Origin of the sequence: Paraburkholderia aspalathi, from assembly GCF_900116445.1 — a bacterium.
GTDB classification, from domain to species: Bacteria; Pseudomonadota; Gammaproteobacteria; order Burkholderiales; family Burkholderiaceae; genus Paraburkholderia; species Paraburkholderia aspalathi.
In genome coordinates this window covers 25,969-44,602 of sequence record NZ_FPBH01000052.1, presented here as the reverse complement: position 1 = coordinate 44,602, position 18,634 = coordinate 25,969, and the positions used below count along the sequence as shown (strand labels likewise).

Below are 18,634 nucleotides of genomic sequence, written 5' to 3'. Positions count from 1 at the left end.
ATCTCGGACATCGCTGCACTGCATGCCGTCGCCGACACTTCCGGACTGGTACATCAATACGCAAACGACTGATCATCATGCCGTTGAGATTTTCGGTCCGGATCACTGTCGAATGATCTTCCCCTCAATGGTCTGCCTTGTGGCAGTGGGAGTCGGGACAATCGCGCAGGCCATCGTCAAACAAATGGCGCAGGTCAATCTTAGCGCCTGCCTGAGTGAGACGCTAGGATCGCGGCGGAAAGACTGAAGCCCTCGCGGCTGAGCCGCGAGAACCGGCAATCAAAAAAAGAAACGTGACATTCTCAGTCGCGTGACTGTCTGGAAAATCACTCACCCACGACATTGTAAGTTTCATCGGGGGGCCTTCTCGGATGAAACGCAGTCCTTTGAAGGCAAGGTCGGTCAGGTGGGATCATCTGCGACAAAACTCCCTTGAGGCGTCCGCAAGAGTTGAATCCGGCTCCGCATTGACGAACAACTTGATACGCGGCTTGTGCAGCTACTTCATGTAGAACTGTACAACTGCTTCCTATGAACGATCTCACCTGCGATTGAGATTAAGCTGGGTTGGTTCAGCATGATCTGCTGGTCGACTTAACATTTTCGCCACAAAAATTGCTGGATGGCGCATTGCCCCGCAACAGGACAGGGAGCCGATCTGATCTAGCTTCAGAGTACGCCACTCGACACCTGGCTATGCCATAAAAGTCCGTTCCCCGCGGGGCAAAATTTGCTTCCAATATTCGATAACGCGCTGGCAGAAGGCAAGAAATCTAAATCATTTGTTTCTGACAGGGTCGGGTTGGACGACGCAAGTTACGAATCAGGCCAAAACGCCTCGGCGCGCGGGCGCGCACTTCGGTGGGAAAGCGGCTTCACGAGGCCGGAGCGGCGCATCTCCTTGTATCAACTAGCAAGATGTTGTTGCGGAAGCGATGCATATCGTGAACGGCCACCGCGCATGTTGCCTTCGATCGCCTGAGTGATTCAGATTCTTTAAGTTGATCTTCGCATCCATCAATCACGATATCGCCTACATCCAAGGCGTACCCCGCGCCAGATGACACCCTGGATGCCGATGTGATGATATGATCGGCAAGAAACCAGCAGTGCAAGAAGTACAACATCTAGCTATCGACGACGCCGACGCACGCTGAATGGTCGCGGCATAATTCGGTATCACGGATCTCGCAAACGGCGCGTTCAAGCCAATTATCGGCTGGATGTTGAAACTTGAAGGTGCGGTGAAAGTGCATCGGTATCTTGGAAACAATGACCAATTCAGTAAGATCGCTTTTCCCTTCGAGCTGATGCTGACTCCAGGGTTGGTTGCGGTACTGCGCCAGCATAGGCATGAACCTCGATCCCGCGCGCCAATACTTTGCCGCCTGATACGCTGGTTTGGAGGCTGTCTGTTTAAGGAGGCTCTGGCTTGGCCGAGGGTAGATGGTGCCCTCGTCAGTTCTTTAACGATGCGTACTATCGTCTTCGTACAAGGTCGGGAGGAAGGCATCAATCACTACCTCACGCAAGGTAGCCCCTTGCAATCAATTGACGATGGATACTGGAGCAGACAACATGCCCGCACCCTACACTGGCGGCTGCCAATGCGGCTCCGTGCGTTACGTATTGACGACGGAGCCAATTCGCCTAGCTGCCTGCCACTGCAAAGAATGCCAGCGTCAGTCAGGCAGCGCCTTTGGCATGTTCATGGTGGTGAAGAAGGACGGTCTGACATTGACCGGCTCGACGAAGCAATTTACGCGTATCGGTGACAGCGGCGGTGAAGTTACGGGTGTGTTCTGCCCCGAGTGCGGCGTCCGCATCTATCATGCGCTGAAGTCCGTCCAGGACGTACTTTCCATCAAGCCCGGCACTCTCGATGACACAAGTTGGCTCCGACCAGCTCAGTTCATCTGGATGAAGAGTGCGCAGGGTTGGGTCCCGATTCCCGACGACGTCCAAGCGCTTGAGGGGCAAACTTAGACGACGATTTCGCGGTCCTGGATCCTTCGCTGGACGAGATCAGCGCTACTGTCCAGGCCCGCACAGAAAGCAGTCGCCAACCCGACTTAACGGGCCCGAAATCTCGCACGATCAAAGTCGTCCGGGCCGAAGATCCAAATTCTTCTGATCACAGATTCCCCTTCCCTGTCCCGCAGGAGACAAGCAAAGGATTCGATGCGATCGGTATCGTTGACGTCGTGAACCTGGATGATGTGAATTGCTTTACCGCATCGTCCTACTCACGACCGTCTACACGGCACAGGCGATGTTTTAAAAACACAGTAGAAAGGTGATACGACGTCGTGAGTACGCCTTCCATGACTGCGAAATCGCCAATCCAGCAGCCTGCAAGATCTATCTTGACCGCCCATCTCATTACTCTATTCAACCCCATAGTACGAAGTCGCAAAATCAACAAACGCACGAACTTTCGCTGGCATGAACTTTCGGGCGCTATATGCAAGACGCAACTCATTACCGCTTTCGACGACGTCATATTCGTCAAGGACCCGAACCAGCCGTCCATCTTTAAGCTCCTCATCTATCAATGGTTCAGGCAAGACGCCAAGCCCGAATCCCCGAACCACCATTTCCTTTCGCAGTGACGAATTGTTGGAAGCGATCTCGACATTGACGTTGATCGTGTCTTCTTGATCGTTTCGTCGCAAACGCAGCAAAGGAGCCTGCACGGAGGGAGAAATCGCCACAAAGTTGAAATTCACAAGGTCGTCCGGCGTTTGCGGTTGCCCACGGGACGCGAGATAGGCTGGCGACGAAACCATCGTCATTGGAAGGCGCGTAAGGAACCGCGTGATCATCCGATCCGTGGTCAGCATAAACGGAAAAAGAATACCTAAATCAAAGCCATCTTCGACAAGATCGACAGATCGTTCGGTGAGTGTGATATCGAGATGTACGGAGGGGAACTGCGTTTTGAAGTCTGCAATCAATGGCACAAGAACGTTCACCGTCGCCGTCGTATGCGCAACGAGTCGTAACACTCCAGTTGGTTCTGTCGTTCCATGTCGCGCCTCCGTCTCGAGCGCACCGAGCTCGACAAGAATACGCTCGCATCCCACAAAAAAACGTTCCGCCGCCTCAGTCATCGAAATGTGACGCGTTGAACGCTGAAAGAGTCGTACTCCAAGCTTGTGTTCGAGATCCGTGACGGCCCGGGATACCTTCGGTATCGACAGCCCTAGCTTTTCGGCAGCACGAGTAAAGCTTTTCACCTCGACAACAGCACAGAAAATTCGCAAAGATTCTAAATGGTCCATCAATCATCCTCTAATGCCGCCGAAGGCGGAATGCCTCAACTTCGTTTCAAAAGTCTGACCACGATCTCGATCACAATATTGAGTGGTTCACAGATAAAGGCTTGAAGGTCACGGCATTTCTGCGTAGGCCCATCTCGTCTCCTATCGTCAAAACCGATTTCGCACTGCTTCAGTCGAAGTGGTCTCAAAAAGACGGCGCGCAGTAGCTGATCGACTTCGGGTCACGCGCATCCTGCGGCAGGAAGTGCCGATTACTCGTCGTAATCCTTTCCACACGTAGTCACCGCGCTGTCCAACGCATTCTCCAGAGCTCTGCTGAGCGGTCAGCGCGCTGGACAGTTCGGAACAGACTCGCGGGTCATACGCGGCGTACTACAATACTGCACACGGAGCCCCCGTGATTCTTCGGCCCGACGATCGGCTCAAACTTTACGATGGTCCGCGAAGCATCCGGCGCGGTTCGACCGACTTGACCAAGCGGCTCTAAGGAGTGGCGAACATGCCAACCAGACACATCGACGTTCAGAATATTTGCATTCAGTCTGAACCGAAAAGTTAGTCATTACCTACCCGACCCCGGGAGGTGATCCCCGACACCACTGATAGCAATCCGCGACCAAATCCGATTTTCACGGCAAGCAGGATCGCCGAACTGACACGCACGCCCTACTCTCTTCGTCCCTACCCGTCGGCTGCCGCTAGAACCTCATCCATTGGGGCCGGCACATGAACAAAGTAGCCTTGTATGTAGTCGATACCCATATCTCGCAGCAAAGCGGCAACCGCCGATGTCTCGACGAATTCTGCGACGGTTCGTTTGCCTAGTGCGTTTGCTACGTCGCTAATGCAGCGCACCATTGCTCGATCAATGGGATCTTTGTCCAGATTGGTGACGAACTGTCCGTCGATTTTCAAATAGTCTACAGGTAACGCCTTGAGATAACCGAAAGACGACGCACCGCTGCCAAAATCGTCCAACGCGAAACTTATGCCCTGCAATCGCAGCAACTCAATGAACTCCGTTGCCACGCGAAGATTCGTGATAGCCGCTGTCTCTGTTATTTCAAAGCACAGCTTATCTAGTTCGATATCAAACGTGTCAGCCAGATCTCGCACGTAGCGATGGAAGCTACGATCGCCGATAGATTGGCCCGAAAGATTGACTGAAATGCTTTTCACGTGTTTCAACCGACCGCGGTGACACGCCATCCATGCGAACACTCGCTTGACTACCCAACGATCAATGCGCGATGCCATCTGGAAGCGCTCAGCCGGCAGGAGGAAGACTCCAGGCAATATCAGATTTCCATCAGGTTCACGTAGACGTAACAGCAGTTCGCAGCGAACGCCGCTGTCCTCCGAATCGAGAGGTTCGATGAGTTGGGCATACAGCTCGAATCGATCCTCGTCGAGCGCCTGCTCCAAGCGAGTGATCCATAGCAGTTCGCCGTGTCGCGCCGACACTACCTCATCCGCGTCCACCCATGAATGCACGCGATTGCGCCCGGCATCTTTGGCGGCGTAACATGCACTATCTGCGGCCTGAAGCAAACTCGCAACGGTTGGCCATCGATTATCAATCGGAACAAGACCGATGCTTGCACCAATATGAAAGCGTCGTTGACTAAAAGTAAACCGGAATTCGTCAAGATGTTCGCAGATTCGGGTGGCGATCCGATTCGCCCACTCCATATCACACTGCTCCAGGATGACACCGAATTCATCGCCTCCTAGCCGGGCGAGTGTGTCGTTCGTTCGGATACATTGCGCCAATTGTTCCGTCACCTGCTGGAGCATTTGGTCACCGACGATATGACCGAACGCGTCGTTCACGACTTTGAATTGGTCCAAGTCGATATACAGCATCGCGTGCTCGCTACCTGTCTCATGCGCATCAGTGAGCATGCGCTCAAGTCGCGTTTCGAATTCCGCGCGATTCAATAGCCCGGTCAGAGCGTCGTGTGTGGCACGGTAACTCATTTCCTTCGCGAGCCGACGTTGCTCGGTAACATCGTGGAACACCAACACCGCCCCAAGGACTTGTCCCTCTGCGTTCACGATCGGGGCAGCAGAAGTATTTAAGACGTGCTCTCTACCAACCCGTGATATTAGAACGATGCTGTCTGCGCTATTCACCACGCGGTTCTCGGCGAGACATTTGCTGACTGGATCCAGTTCCTGTTTCCCAGACCGTTCGCTACGCGCATCGAATACATCTTTCAACCGTAACCCATGCGTATTTTCGATCGACCAGCCCGTTAGCCGTTCTGCAGCTGGATTAAGATATGTGATGCAACCTTCCTGATCAGTAGTAACCACACCGTCGGCAATTGAATGTAGCGTCACTCTCAGCAACTTATGCTGTTCCGCAAGGGAAGACTGCATTTGCTTTCGTTCGGTCATGTCCAGAAGCAGGACAGCACATTGACCGGGACCCGGGCAATACGCGACCATGTCAACCCAGCCACCCGACGACGTCGGTACTTCCTGCAGCGCGATCGGATTTCCGGTACTCACGACCGACGTGAACGTGCCGAGCCAGTCCCATCCGGGCTTACCGGATCTACCCACTACCTCAGAGACCGTCTTGCCGATTAGGAGATTTGGCGTAAAGTTGCTCGTCTTGCTTATTGCCGCATTTGCCGCAACGAACCGAAAGTCGACTATCTTCGAGGCATCGTCGCTTATAGTCTCCAGCATCGCGAATCCTACTTGAAGATTTTCGACCAGCGCGCGGGATCGACGCTCGTTCTCACATAAAATGGCTTCAATTTTCCTGTGATCTGTAATATTTTCAACCACGATCATGGACCGCAATGGTGTCCCGTCGTCGCGCCGATCCAGCACGACGCCGGCCAATTGGACATCAACTGCCCTGCCGTCCTTTCGCGTCATCGCGCACTTCACGCCGCGACAATGGCCGATACGAAAAAATTCAGGCAGCACGACAGAGCGGACATACTCACGTGACGCTGGCGTCAAGAAGTCGGACCAAGATCGATCCAGTACTTCATCGCGGCTATACCCGAGCGTAGAAAGCCACAAATCGCTAACGCTGAGGACGTTACCTTGTGCATCCATCGAATGAAGCAGCGCCGGCGTGCGCTCGAACAGTTGCCTGCGTTGTCGCTCGCTCTTTGCTAATGCAAGCTCCGCTTGCCTAAATTCACTGATGTCATGTCCGACGGCATAAATCGCCACAGTCCGACCTTGAAGATCCGCGACCGATTGGTAAATCCACCGCATCCATCGATCAGTATTTTCATGTCCTGCCACGCGTACGATGAAAGGTGAACTTAGTCGCCGCTCAATCGCCCCGCTAAGAGCCGAATCGACCGACGTCCAATATTCCGGGTCAACGAGATCGCGCAGGTTGATGTCGGCCAGACCCAACGAGATGCTCTCCAGATAGCGAGCAGATGCTGGATTAGCGCAATCAATTCTTCCGCGACAGTCGGCAAGTAAGACAAAATTCAGATCAGAGTTCCGATTCGAATCTGCCTCACCTTCAATCCAAGCGCTCGCGAGAGAAGACGAATTCAATAGAGAACTGAGGGCAAGCCGAGCCAAACTGTCCAAGGCGAGTCTCTGGACATCGGATAACTGACGAGGCTCGCAGGCCGCCACCGAAAGAATTCCAACACAGCGGTCCTCGATCACGAGACGAATGGGGACGTTCGCATAAAAACGGATGTCAATACCATCAAGCGCGAATGGTTTTTGGGAACAGCGGGGATCTTCAATCGTGTCGGCCACTGCTTTGCCACGATCTTCGATCGGGGAGCAAGGGAGGAACACTGCTTCGGCAGCCATCCAGTCCGCATGGGATATCTGGATTTCTGAATACAGCCATCGCAAATTTGGGTCCGAAAACGTAATTGCAGCGATTGGCACCTGACAAATGAGCGCGGCGGTCCTCGCAATCTCCTCGAATAGTGAGCTCGATACGTGCGTATCGGCCGCATTTATGCCATCGACTGAATGCCTACCGTGATAGCCATACGGTGAGCGAGCCGTCATGCGTAACGGTCCGGAAAATTCGGCGGCAAACATGCAAACGATCCACTCGCAAACAATTGTCCGACCTTTAGCCATCTTCCGTATCGTTTCATTTTGAAAAGTTCTCGCGACTGCTTTATCATTGTTCGTCCCCACACAAAAATTGAGAGTGCGTCATTGATCCGATGCCGCCTGCCTTTTTTTGCACCCTTGAGACTTGCGATCGAGAATTAAGGGATTGACAGTCTTATCCCATCTGCCTTTATCCCCATGCATCCAGGCAGTCGACAATCAATGTTCGCAAGCCGCCCGCTATGCGAAACACTGCGAGAGCAAATAGTACGACTTAACGCCCGGCATCTTTGATGTTGCTCCCATACCTAACGAACAACTCTCCTATCAAAAAAACAAAATTACCAACAGGTCGCTCCGCACAATAGTTTTTGAACTCATTGGGCTTCTGCACAAGACGGATTCAAGGTGTACGCCTCGTTTGATTCAGTCGATTCCGCGCAGTGACACGTTGACTCTGTCGCCGGATTTTTAATCGACTGAGTCGATTGACTGAGAAGAACAAGCCCCCTCGTTAGATCTCGGTTGCCTGGCTGACAGCCGTCGGGATTTCCGCTCGTCCAGCGCTGTTCGACCGTCAGCACGCGCTTGATATCCAGATGGTCTGCGGGTGTAAGCGAATCCGGATGAGATTTTTGAAGCTCTCGTAAGGTGGTTTGAATCCGCCTATTTGAAAAACCGTCAGACGTCGTGATGGGCCACGCATGCATAAGATATGCGAGCGGGATGACGCTGCGTCGTTCGCACCAACCGTCGAAAAGTCGAAAACACAAGGCTTCAATCTCTTCTGCGTCATGCACTTCCTGTTGCATCGGTCGCTCCTTTGGCCGATTTTCTTCGTTGCCGACTTCGCGCTCCGTCCAACGACTGAAGTGCCTCGGTGAATCGTGGGTAAGACCAGATCATCTAGATCTCCCACGCGCTTGCAATCTTCCATAAATCGAATTCTCAATCGTCGTGAGAATCGACGGCAACACCGAACACTACACGGCTCACATAGAGAGACTTACCACGGGGAAACCCAGCGTGCAGCAGAGATCGACGCTCCATCGAAGCAACCAGAGGAACATCGCGAGACTCGCGTCAAGTTGGCCACTGGGCTACGCTCACCTGCCGCTCGAAACGACCAACAACAGCTCGCATGAGCGATGTCTTCACATACTGCAGATGAGCACTATCGCGATGAATCCGATTGCGCAACATCGCACCTTGCATTAGGTCCACAATCATCACCGCGAGTTCGTCACATGCCGAGTTCTCGGGCAAGTCTCCCGCCGTAACGGCGTCGCGGAGACACCCGGCAACGTAAGACTGCAGTTCATCGAAGACTTCAAGGAGTCGGCGCCTGATGTTCTCACTGCGACCGCTCACCTCGACACTAAAATTGCTAAGCATGCACCCCTTCTGTACACCGAACCCACCCACGCAATCTACACGAGCTTCTAAGTAGGCTCCGAGTCGCGATAACGGCGACAACTCGCCATTGAGTAGGGTCTCCTCCGCCGTCCGCCGAAGCCTAGCAACGTATATCTCAAGCACTTCCAGGAAAAAATCTTCTTTCGACCCGAAGTGATATGTGAATGACCCCCGCGATACCCCCGCGGCGCTAATAATGTCTCGAACGCCCGCGCCTGCGCACCCGCGCTCCTGCAGCACACGAAAGCCTTCCGTCAACAGTTTTTCTCGATTCGATCTCTTGGCCATTCTTTCAATATGCTCGTCCATATTTGCCCTGTCAATATACCCGGCTGCTCGGCGCGGTAACGTTGAGTTTTGAACCTGGCCACATCTAACTGACATAGAGAGGGCGGATACCTGGTTCAGTCGTCAATGCTACAAAACAAAGCACGTTTTTTCGCCTAGGTAGTTTAGACGAGTCAAACAATGCGGATCACGTCGCCTGTAGTTTTGGGTTAGTCGAGTGTATGTCATCGCATTGGCGCCCGCCCTGAGGGCTACGCACGCTGGCGCAATGCACAGTTTGGCGTAGTACGCACCGCAGACCAATTTCAAACTGGGACAAAACACAGAAATCGGGCCATCGATTGCCCAGAATTGACACTGAGTTCCGGGAAATATGGTACATGCTGACTGCCGTCGCGTGATCGCGAGAAGCTAGGTACGGTGTTTGCGTACACGCTGCCGAATCAACGTGTACGTTAAGATTTGGGCTTGACGAGTCATAGTCTAGCTGCCCCTGCGGCGGCAATTCGGTTTTTCAATACCTCGTCTCATTCGAAGTCCTCCTCGCTAGCCCGTAACTCTGAGGCGACGCGCGGAAAAACCAGCAAACAAGGACATCAATCTGGCGTGTTATGATATGTACGTCCGTACAATTCTGCACTTGCTATGTCTAGACCCTCGCACAGAGAAACCCTCCTCTCCAAAGGAATGCGTGTTGTCCACGAGCATGGCTTCAACGGCGCGAGCGTGCGCGATATCGTCCAAGCGGCGGAAGTTCCACACGGCTCCTTCACAAATCATTTCGCGTCCAAGGAAGCATTCGGTCTAGAAGTGATCGACCTGTATTTTGCGGACGCGTGCCGCGATCTTCGCGAAACACTATGCAATGATGAACTTGCCCCGATGTTCCGACTGCGCAAATATATTGACACGAGCATCCGACACATCAGTCGTAACGATTCCCGCAATGGCTGCCTGTTCGGAAATTTCGCCGCAGAGGCCGGTGACAGCGGCGAAGCCATTCGGCTCCGCATAGTCCAGATCTTTGCCGAAATCGAAAAATGCGTAGCTTACTGTCTAGCGGCGGCAGTTGATGTCCGGGAACTACGTGCGGACACCAACTGCCAGGAGCTCGCGGCATTCATTGTGTCTTCTCTGCAGGGCGCGTATTTGATGGCAAAACTGCATCGCGATCCTACGCCAGTGGTCAACTTCAAAGAGACTCTGTTCTTGACGATTCTGCGCTGACATTCGAAACACGCGGCTATTAACAGATTCATCAATGTTCCTATTTTGGCCGCTGCTTCGCATTCAAACATGGCTGCTCGGCGTGGACTACGCTCCCTCCGGCCGCCGCTGCGGGCGCGTGGGCTGTGGCGCCATCCGGCCGGAGCCGTTTCTGCTTCAAATTCTCGTTCCCAACCACGCTCGCTGGCACGACGATTGGCGGCGCCGCTAATGATGCGATCGAACATCAGCATATTCGGGCAGCATGGCGCGCGCCGTTGTGACGAAGTGAATCGGATCTCTCGCTGCGTCGACCCCGTAGTTTGATATTGAAGAAGAGCGACTAGTTTGGCCCATCGTTTGCCAGCTGGAAAACCGCAGACAGCCACGAGTACGTGCTCGTCTTGAGTCGATACAGTGGCGCGCCGGCCATCGTTTTGCGATTAGCGCGCCCTATAGAGGACATTCTTAAACAGATCCGGATAGCGATGCGGAAAAGCTCTCCAGTACTGCGGAGCTGCCTCGAGAGTGCCTCCAAGCGCGGCAGCCGCGTGCCACCCCGATCGCGGGTCGTAGAGCATACCCCCAAGCAACAGCAACAAAGTCCACCCTGACGCTGACGAGGATTTCTTCAGCTTGTTGCGGTTCGGTAATAATCCCCACCGCAATGGTGTTTATTCCCGTTTCTCGTTTAATTCGTTCCGCAAAGGGCAACTGATAGCCCGGGCCAGCAACAATCTTCTGCAGCGGTGAGATTCCACCCTATGAAACATCGACCCAATCCGCTCCGCGCTTTCCAAAATTCATGGGCCAGTAGCACGGCTTGCTCAATGTCCCAGCCACCCTCGACCCAATCCGTTGCTGAAATCCTCACGCCAACCGGCTTATCCGCCGGAAACGCATCGCGAACCAGCTCGCTGGCTGGAAATTGGCGAGAGAAATTCGTGGAGCAGATAGCCATGCGCCGCATGGACTTCAAGCGCATCAAGTCCAGGATTCGCGGCACGCCTTGCGGTATTGGAAAACGGTCGTTTGATACGCTCTAAGCCAGCACCATCAAGCGCCGCAGGCGGCGCCTCGCCCTCCTTTTGCGGCAAAGCCGACGGTCCATGCGCAAGCCAGCCGCCCTGTTCGACGCGGATAAGCTGCCCCCCTTCCACGGAACCTCGCTCGACGCCTTCCTGCCGGCATGACTGATTTGCATTGCAGGTGCAATGCTGGAATTCGCCCGAATAGCCGGCACGACTGGCTTCAATGCGGCTTCGGTTTCGTCGTCCCACAATCCAAGGCAGCCAGGGGTTATATGCCCTTCGGGCTCGACAGCCGTCGCCTCGATGATCATCATGCCCGCGCCCGACTGCGCCAAGCCACCAAGATGCGCGAAGTGCCACGAACTCGCCCTGCCGTCAACCGCACGGTATTCGCACATGGGTGAAACAACGATGCGATCAGATAGCGTGAGAGCTTTCAAGGTCGCCGGGGTGAATAGTACGCCCATTGGTTTTCCAGTAAAAGTTGAATCGAAATCGGTTCCAACTTGACGATATTCATTTTTGATATCGGGTGTTGTTTCTTTAAATCTAGCTGACGCGTGCAACGTGGAGCGATACGCGAAGCTGTATCAACTTGAGATTGCGCTTGACAACGGCATCGAGCAAATTGAAGAGTAGAAACGCAAGTCGCGGCTAAAACCTTATGCGTAAGTACCGCTGTTGCATTTGATTCTTCGTTACGCCACAACGGCAGCCGTTGCGTTTGCTGAATGTCGCTGTTGCGATTCGATGCGGGAGCATTCGCCCCTAAGGCGCACCTGCCGCGTGTGAAGCAAGCGTGTTTGCCACTGTGGCTTGAACGGCAGCCAGGTGGATGCCTGTTCCCGCCCCCACCAAATCGTCCCTTCGGCGGCCAACCACCGTCGAGGCGCAGCAGCCCCCTTTCGCGAAGGGACTGCGTAACGCAACAGCCGGCCACTTACCCAGATAAAAACGCCGCCTACACGAGCTTTAACTTGAGCTCGTGTCATGCGTTCCATCGAAGGCTATATCAATGGAAACGCGCCTGCAGTTGCCGGCGCTAAAAATCATCCCCCGTTTGACGGTACAGACGGACTGCTAACGTGCGTCGAGCTCTTTGCGGGTTGCGGCGGGATGGCGAAAGGCTTGGAGAATGCCGGCTTTCGCCACTTGGCCATGGCAGAGTTCAACGCCGCAGCGTGCGCAACTCTGCACGCGAATTACTCGGAGACGCAAGGTGGCAATTCCCCCGCTATCCTCGAAGCAGACGTCAGGACCATCAACTGGAGCAGCTATCGGGGAGTCAACCTCGTTGCTGGCGGACCACCTTGTCAACCGTTCTCCAACGGCGGCCTGGCGGCGGGGCCACAGGATGCGCGTGACATGTGGCCGGAGGCTATACGCGCTGTGCGCGAGATGCAGCCACGGGCGTTTCTTTTCGAAAACGTGAAAGGGCTACTACGGCCGGCGTTCAGCGAATACCTTCGCCACATACTCGACTGCCTGGAACGAGGTGGTTTTGAAGAATCTCTGGATGTCCCTAAGTACCAGGTCACGGTGGCTAAGGTCAACGCAGCGGACTACGGCGCTCCACAGAGGCGCGAAAGAGTCCTGATCGCAGGGGTACGCGTTGACTGCGGCACCCTGCCGCCATTTCCCGCGAAGACGCACAGCGAACGCCGACTCGCCTTCGACAAATGGATAACAGGCGAATACTGGAAACGCCACGACCTGCCGCGTCTGAACAATGACGCAATTCCTCGCGCTGCACGCGCCCAACTTTCGAAGTTCGTGCATCCATCCCGACCGCCGGAAGAAACAGCATGGCTTACCTGCCGTGATGCGTTCCTAGATCTCGGCACTCCTTCTTTCGAAGCAAAAGTGAGCGGGCATGAACCGCGTGGCGCAGGAAAGCAATACGAAGGCCACACTGGCAGTTTTATCGACGAGCCGGCAAAGACGCTCAAAGCTGGCGTCCACGGCGTGCCTGGCGGCGAAAACATGATGGTGGACCTCGATGGAACGAGTCGCCACTTCACAGGCAGGGAAGCTGCCCGACTTCAAGGATTGCCGGACACTTTCGAACTCCCGGGTTCGTGGTCCCAGACCATGCGCCAATTGGGCAATGCCGTACCGGTGCAACTAGCCACCGTCGCCGGACGCTGGATCGCATCGGCTTTGCGATAGACGCCGAACCTGAACGACACAACAGGAGCAGCCGGTCGCCCGCCTCTATCCCCCGGAAGCGGACAACAGCGCCTTGGTGTCAGTTTTTTCGCGATCCGTTTGACAGCCAGATTTTGCCTAGTCAACATCGATATGTCCGCAAATTGTGCCGTTGACCCCACCGGCATAGCGCCTTCTCCCCACCCTTCCGGAAGGACGATGCTGTCATGAATCAAGCTGCCCGCAAAGTACGTCCGCGATTTGTGGTGCACCGCTCGCCGGTGCACGGCCGGGGCCTCTTTGCGAACAACACCATTGTCGCAGGCGAATTTGTCTGCGAATACAAGGGCACTCGAGTCAGCTGGGCGGACGTCTTGGACCAGCTACCAAGTGACCGTTCCCAGCCGGGACACACGTTCTTCTTCGACATCGAGGAAGGAATCGTCATTGACGGCAGCAAAGGCGGGAACAGCGCTCGCTGGTTGAATCACGCATGCTCGCCCAACTGCGAGGCTGAGCTGTCGGATAACCGTATCTTCATTTACGCACTGCGCGATACATCGCCTGGGGAGGAACTCACGCTCGACTATGCGCTGGTGGTCGACGGACGCCACAGCCGCAAGATTCGGGAGGAATACCGTTGCTTCTGTTCATCGCCCGAATGCAGGGGAACGATGTTGGAGAAGCGCAAAAAGGGCGTCCGAACCGGTACCCGCAGCTCGACTCAAGCAACGTAAGTTAACGAGAGGATTGCGACAATCCGCCGCAAAAGCACAGTAAAAGCTGCTGGTCTTTTGAACGCACCACGGATGGCGACACCATGATCGCAGGCTGGAAGACGTGGGACATGCTTAACGGCAGGGCGTTAACGATTCCGGTTCTTTGGGTTAGCTATTGATTAGCCGCTGCAGCCGTTCCAGCTCGTGGAGCAGGATGTCCATCCTATCTCCCTGAAGCATTTCCCGCTTGCACGTAGTTCGTGACTGCCGACCTCAATCCGTCAACGCCAGCGCGGAGCGAGTCAGCAGCAGCATTTGGTCGACATAGCGGACTACAGAACCGATCCACAAGGTTGATAAGCAGTCGGGGCGCATGAATCTCCTCTCGGCTAATTGCGATGGGGGGCCGTCCCCGATGATGGGGCAGCGCTTCATGCGCCAACGCTCCGATTGTGTTTGACGTCCTCCCGGGCCCCAGTCTGCGGCTGCCGCGCCAGGCGCGGGAAGGACGGGGATTCCTTCTGCAAGACGGCGACGACCCGCCGCGAGAATGTTGTCTGTCGAGTTAATGTCGCGGTGATGATACGCGCCACACTCAAAGCAGGCCCATTCTCTTATTCGCAAGCCTTCCAGGCCCTTCGGGCCTATGCGCCTCTTACAGCAGCTACAGGTTACGATTGAATACCCTTCAATCATCAGCCCGCGCAGAAGATCACGCTGGATGTCGCGCACGGCGCCGTTGGGATCGACTTCAATGTCGACCACCTCGCCGTCACCGAAACAGACACGTTCGGCAACCAGCTGCGCACCCGTCGATTTCCGTTGCTGCGCGAGGATGCGTCCTCAGGCCAGCGTAATGCCGTGCTTTCTGGCGCGCTGAAGGAAGCGGTAGTGTGTGCGAAAGAAGCGCGTAATCCAGTAGTCGCCGAAGACCTGGACTTCACGGCGAAGAAGGCCATCGCGCAGCTTGGCCCGAAGGGGGCACGCATGCTCTCTGGACTGCTCTATGCAAAATATCGGCACGAAGTGCTTCCGTGCAGGCGTCGAACTGATCAGGATTGATCCGGCCTACACGTCGACCATCGGTGCGGTCAAGTTCGCATCGCGACGAGGTTGGAGTGTGCATACTGCTGCGGCGGGCGTGATCGCCCGTCGCGGGCAGAAGTTGACTGAACGTCCGCCACGCCCGAACGCGGCTGTCCGTGTTCCGGTGCGGGGCGGTCATCACGCCCTCGAGCTACCTGCAAGGAAGGCCGGGAATCGCGTGCGACCGCCTGGCGCAGCGTTCACGCAGCGTACAGAGGCGTGATACGCGAGCATTGGCTCGCCACCCGGAGCGGCTTGCCGCACCAGAGTGCGAACGGCACCTTTGGTGGCGGCGATAATGCCGCACCTCTCAGCAGGGACAACCGTTTGCCCTGCGAAGACAGCCCGCATGAGCAGATTTGTGCACGTTGAAACAAATGGTAGGCACGGCGCCGCAAAGCGCCGACCGTCCCGATCTCGATACGAACTGACAGAGCTACCTAGGCAACAGATCCGTTACTGAATTGCTGCTGGTCGACTGGCTCGACTCGGAGAAAAGGTATTGCTCCAGGTTTCGCGGCCACCATCTTGATTTCCGGTGCCTGCTTCGCGTTCGGACCAGGTGCGTGCATTCCGTTGCTCAGCCACGCAAGGACCTCTGCCTTGTCCGCGTCTGGGACCGACACGAGTACCCGGCATGGCTCCGATCGTGACGCGGCCAACTGACCGCTCAACTCCACGCTCTTCTGCAAATCAGGGCTCTTTGCGGCGAGCATGCTCTTGGGCAATCCCACTGTTGTCCCTTTCCAGGCGGTGACAGTCTGCGCGTTGCCCGAGCCATCAGCTTTGTTGAGGTTAGCTGTGTCAGTTATCACGGGTACGCCTGCACTGTGCAACGACTGCTCGAGAGCTTTGGCCTGAGCAAGGTCTTGCTCCTTACCATGGCGCCAGCCGATATAAGCACCTGCGGCACCGGCAAGCACCGCCGCATTTCTGCACGCCACGTCAGATCCACCCACTGCCTTGCAGAGTACGAGACCAGCAATGGCTCCGACGCCCGCTCCGACCACCCCCTGGGTAGCTGCATTCGACGGTCCGCTCCCATCCGGCGCCGCGCAGCCGGCCAACGAGGCCACAATGGTGCCAACGAGGATAGATTTCCCGTAAAAAATACGATTCTTCATTTTGATTGGCCGAGATCTTTTAGCTGTTGTTCGAGTTGCTGGTTCATGCTTCGTACATAAGCCGCGTCGCCCTGCGACGACTGCTCCCGACCGGCCGGACGCGCCACTGGGGCGCTCTGCCTTACCTGCATATTGACGGCTGTGGGTCCAACAACTGGAATGTTCAACGCCTGCTGGGATACCGCCGCGCTCATCTGCCGGATTGCGTCTGAGCGTCCCGTTGCGGCCTGCTCTTGCAGGAACGCCAATGTGCGGTCACGATTGCCCGTATAGTGGACCGCAACGCTCAGGGCTGCCTTGGCCTCCGGCAAATGGCCGCTTTCTGCCAGACTGCTCGCAAGATTGGCCCATGCCGCGGTGCGGCGCGGAACACGGTTCAGCACATTCGAAATCGTATCTATCGCGTCCTGCTGCTGCCCTCCCTCTTCGAACGCATAGCCGAGGTTATTCAGTAACTCGATATCGGCTGGGTCGGCGGCAACCCCGCGGCGAAACGCGTCTACCGCCCCGGTATAGTTGTTCGCCTGTAGAGCCGCCTTTCCTTCGATGTTGGCTGCGCGCGCAGCGGCACGATCGCGGTGCACGGCGCTTTGCATTCCGCCTTGCCCCAGTTTGTCGGCACTGGCATCGACAGACGTCCAGTCGTTTTGCGCGGCAGCGCTCAGTACTGCAAGCACCGGCTGCGGGAGATTCACCTGCACCGATGTCGAAGCAACCGGAGCCGTTTGCGGCGCCGCCGGTTCCTGATTTGTGTTGGCCTGCTGAACTGCTGGCTGCGTTTGCGCCTCATTCGTCGTAGAGGCAGCTACATCGGTTACTTGAGCCGATTCAGAAGCCGCGGTGGGCTGTTGAGTCTGCGGCCGAGGTGTAGCATCGGCGACCTGAGTTGCGTTCTGAACCTGTGCGGTGGTCGGTTGGCTCAACGCCTCGCTTTGCGTCGCAGCAGTCTGATCGACGGGTGACTCTACCGAGGCGTACTGTCGCTCGCGATGCTCGTTTAGCTTCTCGTGCAGCAGAGGCGTGACAACTGCCGAAAGCGCAATGACCGAGGCAAGTGGGAGAATCACAGCGTCTTTTGCTGTGCCCGCAAACCACGAGCGGTCGGGGCGCTTGCATGCTTCGACCATCTTCAGGCGCTCGCTCTCTTCCAGGTTGGACGTATTTGCGGTGTCGAGCTTGCGCTGGGCGAGGATCGCCTTTCGCAGCTTGAGCGAGTAAGAGAGAATAGCTTGGCGGCGAAGTGCACCGTAAAGCAATGAACCAGCGAGGCCGACCCACAAGAGTGAACTCTCCGGCATGTTGCTGATACGGCCACTCGCGCAGCTGAGAGCAACCACGGCCCCGATAGCGGCCGCAGCCGACGGTACGAAACCGATGCGAACCGCGTGCTTACGTGAGTGATCTTCAGGAGCAGCGTCTGCCACGAGATTCTGGGTAGAAGTGCCGTCAGTCCACACGTTATAGGCTTGGCCTTGAAACTCGTACACAACGTGGCACACAGGAATCAGTACGCGAGACGACTGTTTGCGCGTAGTCGCCTTCCAATGCCAATCTTTCTGACGATCGCCCTGTGCGTGGCGCATGACGCCTGCTTCAATGACGTTGTTGACCAGGGCTTCGCCCCGCCCCGTGTAAGCGTCATTCGGCCGAATTCCGTACGCTTCCACCTCAAATCCGCTGGTGAACGAGGCGCTGTAGTCCACAACCTCCCCGCCCATACGGCAGCGCTCGACAAGTCGAGTGGTGAGATTCAACGCTGAATCATTCAACCGTGCTCCCCCGTAGGTGAGAACGCTGAAATCGCCTGTATCCGTACCGTTCACCGGACGCCAGTCCGTTACCGTCTTGGTCCTCGCTACAGGCCGTGAATTACCTTTACTGTCGCGCACATAGTCCGTGTAGTGCTCGGTACGGTCGTATCCAAAACTCGCAGTCCACTGAGCCTCGTAACTACCCGCGAAAGCGTACGCCGGCACAAAGAACTGCTCGATCTTCGTGAAGGTTGCATGCTCAAGAAGATTGTCCGGGGTGTATTTGCCTTCAGCCAGATGTTGAAAAACGGCGTCTTCAAGCTGATTCCGACTGACCGTTAAGGTGACAACCTGGTCCGGCGCCGCGTCGACCTCTTCGTCGTCCGCACGCGGAATTTCCGTAACCGCCGCGCAATACACACACTTCAACGCGCGCGCGCCAGCTGAATATTCCAGACTGGCGCCACAACCGCTACAAACTAGCTTCAATTCCCCGCCTTCCATACTTTC

Annotated in this window: 14 protein-coding genes and 1 pseudogene; 6 read left to right on the top strand and 9 right to left on the bottom strand. The window is 55.7% G+C overall.

All coding sequences use genetic code 11. The features are described 5' to 3' along the window. Window positions 1–247 (top strand): hypothetical protein (locus tag BM438_RS45970; RefSeq protein WP_208620780.1); only part of this gene is annotated, 247 nt, incomplete at its 5' end. Between the two features lie 880 nt (window positions 248–1,127). Here BM438_RS45970 and BM438_RS42020 read toward each other — a convergent pair. After that, window positions 1,128–1,355: a hypothetical protein gene (locus tag BM438_RS42020; protein ID WP_143131857.1), complete on the bottom strand. Its 228-nt coding sequence runs from the start codon at window positions 1,353–1,355 to the stop codon at window positions 1,128–1,130. Window positions 1,356–1,578: 223 nt separating this feature from the next. On the opposite strand from BM438_RS42020, the gene BM438_RS42015 reads away from it, so the two are divergent. Further along, a complete protein-coding gene (locus tag BM438_RS42015) occupies window positions 1,579–1,986 on the top strand; it encodes a GFA family protein (protein WP_093646982.1) in 408 nt (135 codons plus the stop codon). A gap of 401 nt (window positions 1,987–2,387) precedes the next feature. Here the strand turns inward: BM438_RS42015 and BM438_RS42010 are convergent, their stop codons facing one another. The 4 genes from BM438_RS42010 to BM438_RS41995 form a co-directional block, all read right to left on the bottom strand. Then, window positions 2,388–3,284: a LysR family transcriptional regulator gene (locus BM438_RS42010; RefSeq protein WP_093646980.1), complete on the bottom strand. Its 897-nt coding sequence runs from the start codon at window positions 3,282–3,284 to the stop codon at window positions 2,388–2,390. A 681-nt stretch (window positions 3,285–3,965) separates the two neighbouring features. After that, window positions 3,966–7,379 (bottom strand): EAL domain-containing protein, encoded by a 3,414-nt coding sequence (locus BM438_RS42005; RefSeq protein ID WP_093646978.1) that lies wholly within the window; start codon window positions 7,377–7,379, stop codon window positions 3,966–3,968. Window positions 7,380–7,732: 353 nt separating this feature from the next. Beyond that, window positions 7,733–8,167, bottom strand: coding sequence for a hypothetical protein (locus tag BM438_RS45190; protein WP_143131856.1), 435 nt, complete (start codon window positions 8,165–8,167; stop codon window positions 7,733–7,735). Between the two features lie 271 nt (window positions 8,168–8,438). Then, complete coding sequence (locus tag BM438_RS41995) at window positions 8,439–9,080, bottom strand: TetR/AcrR family transcriptional regulator (protein WP_167378539.1); 642 nt, start codon at window positions 9,078–9,080, stop codon at window positions 8,439–8,441. 624 nt (window positions 9,081–9,704) lie between these two features. Here BM438_RS41995 and BM438_RS41990 point away from each other — a divergent pair. Continuing rightward, entirely contained in the window at window positions 9,705–10,286 is a 582-nt protein-coding gene (locus BM438_RS41990) for a TetR/AcrR family transcriptional regulator (protein WP_093646970.1), read from the top strand. A gap of 422 nt (window positions 10,287–10,708) precedes the next feature. Here BM438_RS41990 and BM438_RS41985 read toward each other — a convergent pair. Then, window positions 10,709–11,763: pseudogene (locus BM438_RS41985) on the bottom strand (NADH:flavin oxidoreductase/NADH oxidase). 523 nt (window positions 11,764–12,286) lie between these two features. Between BM438_RS41985 and BM438_RS41980 the strand changes: the two are divergent. Then, window positions 12,287–13,465, top strand: coding sequence for a DNA cytosine methyltransferase (locus BM438_RS41980; protein ID WP_093646967.1), 1,179 nt, complete (start codon window positions 12,287–12,289; stop codon window positions 13,463–13,465). A 206-nt stretch (window positions 13,466–13,671) separates the two neighbouring features. Continuing rightward, window positions 13,672–14,181, top strand: a complete 510-nt coding sequence (locus tag BM438_RS41975) for an SET domain-containing protein (protein ID WP_093646965.1) — start codon at window positions 13,672–13,674, stop codon at window positions 14,179–14,181. A gap of 255 nt (window positions 14,182–14,436) precedes the next feature. Here the strand turns inward: BM438_RS41975 and BM438_RS47160 are convergent, their stop codons facing one another. After that, window positions 14,437–14,928, bottom strand: a complete 492-nt coding sequence (locus BM438_RS47160; protein ID WP_244179594.1) for a transposase — start codon at window positions 14,926–14,928, stop codon at window positions 14,437–14,439. 57 nt (window positions 14,929–14,985) lie between these two features. Between BM438_RS47160 and BM438_RS46555 the strand changes: the two genes are divergently transcribed. Further along, complete coding sequence (locus tag BM438_RS46555) at window positions 14,986–15,225, top strand: hypothetical protein (RefSeq protein WP_244179593.1); 240 nt, start codon at window positions 14,986–14,988, stop codon at window positions 15,223–15,225. A gap of 464 nt (window positions 15,226–15,689) precedes the next feature. On the opposite strand, the gene BM438_RS41960 is transcribed toward BM438_RS46555, so the two are convergent. Together BM438_RS41960 and BM438_RS41955 are read right to left on the bottom strand one after the other, a co-directional pair. Then, window positions 15,690–16,373, bottom strand: coding sequence for a hypothetical protein (locus tag BM438_RS41960; RefSeq protein WP_093646962.1), 684 nt, complete (start codon window positions 16,371–16,373; stop codon window positions 15,690–15,692). Then, window positions 16,370–18,628: a TFIIB-type zinc ribbon-containing protein gene (locus BM438_RS41955; protein ID WP_093646959.1), complete on the bottom strand. Its 2,259-nt coding sequence runs from the start codon at window positions 18,626–18,628 to the stop codon at window positions 16,370–16,372. Before BM438_RS41955 ends, BM438_RS41960 begins: the two co-directional genes overlap by 4 nt. Window positions 18,629–18,634: the final 6 nt, after the last annotated feature.

What these genes read in the sequence shown, in the direction of transcription:
- BM438_RS42020 (WP_143131857.1), bottom strand. Translation starts at nt 1,355, where the DNA reads ATGCCTATGCTGGCGCAGTACCGCAACCAACCCTGGAGTCAGCATCAG.
- BM438_RS42015 (WP_093646982.1), top strand. Translation starts at nt 1,579, where the DNA reads ATGCCCGCACCCTACACTGGCGGCTGCCAATGCGGCTCCGTGCGTTAC.
- BM438_RS41955 (WP_093646959.1), bottom strand. Translation starts at nt 18,628, where the DNA reads ATGGAAGGCGGGGAATTGAAGCTAGTTTGTAGCGGTTGTGGCGCCAGT.
- BM438_RS41995 (WP_167378539.1), bottom strand. Translation starts at nt 9,080, where the DNA reads ATGGACGAGCATATTGAAAGAATGGCCAAGAGATCGAATCGAGAAAAA.
- BM438_RS42005 (WP_093646978.1), bottom strand. Translation starts at nt 7,379, where the DNA reads ATGGCTAAAGGTCGGACAATTGTTTGCGAGTGGATCGTTTGCATGTTT.
- BM438_RS41960 (WP_093646962.1), bottom strand. Translation starts at nt 16,373, where the DNA reads ATGAAGAATCGTATTTTTTACGGGAAATCTATCCTCGTTGGCACCATT.
- BM438_RS45190 (WP_143131856.1), bottom strand. Translation starts at nt 8,167, where the DNA reads ATGCAACAGGAAGTGCATGACGCAGAAGAGATTGAAGCCTTGTGTTTT.
- BM438_RS41975 (WP_093646965.1), top strand. Translation starts at nt 13,672, where the DNA reads ATGAATCAAGCTGCCCGCAAAGTACGTCCGCGATTTGTGGTGCACCGC.
- BM438_RS42010 (WP_093646980.1), bottom strand. Translation starts at nt 3,284, where the DNA reads ATGGACCATTTAGAATCTTTGCGAATTTTCTGTGCTGTTGTCGAGGTG.
- BM438_RS41990 (WP_093646970.1), top strand. Translation starts at nt 9,705, where the DNA reads ATGTCTAGACCCTCGCACAGAGAAACCCTCCTCTCCAAAGGAATGCGT.
- BM438_RS41980 (WP_093646967.1), top strand. Translation starts at nt 12,287, where the DNA reads ATGCGTTCCATCGAAGGCTATATCAATGGAAACGCGCCTGCAGTTGCC.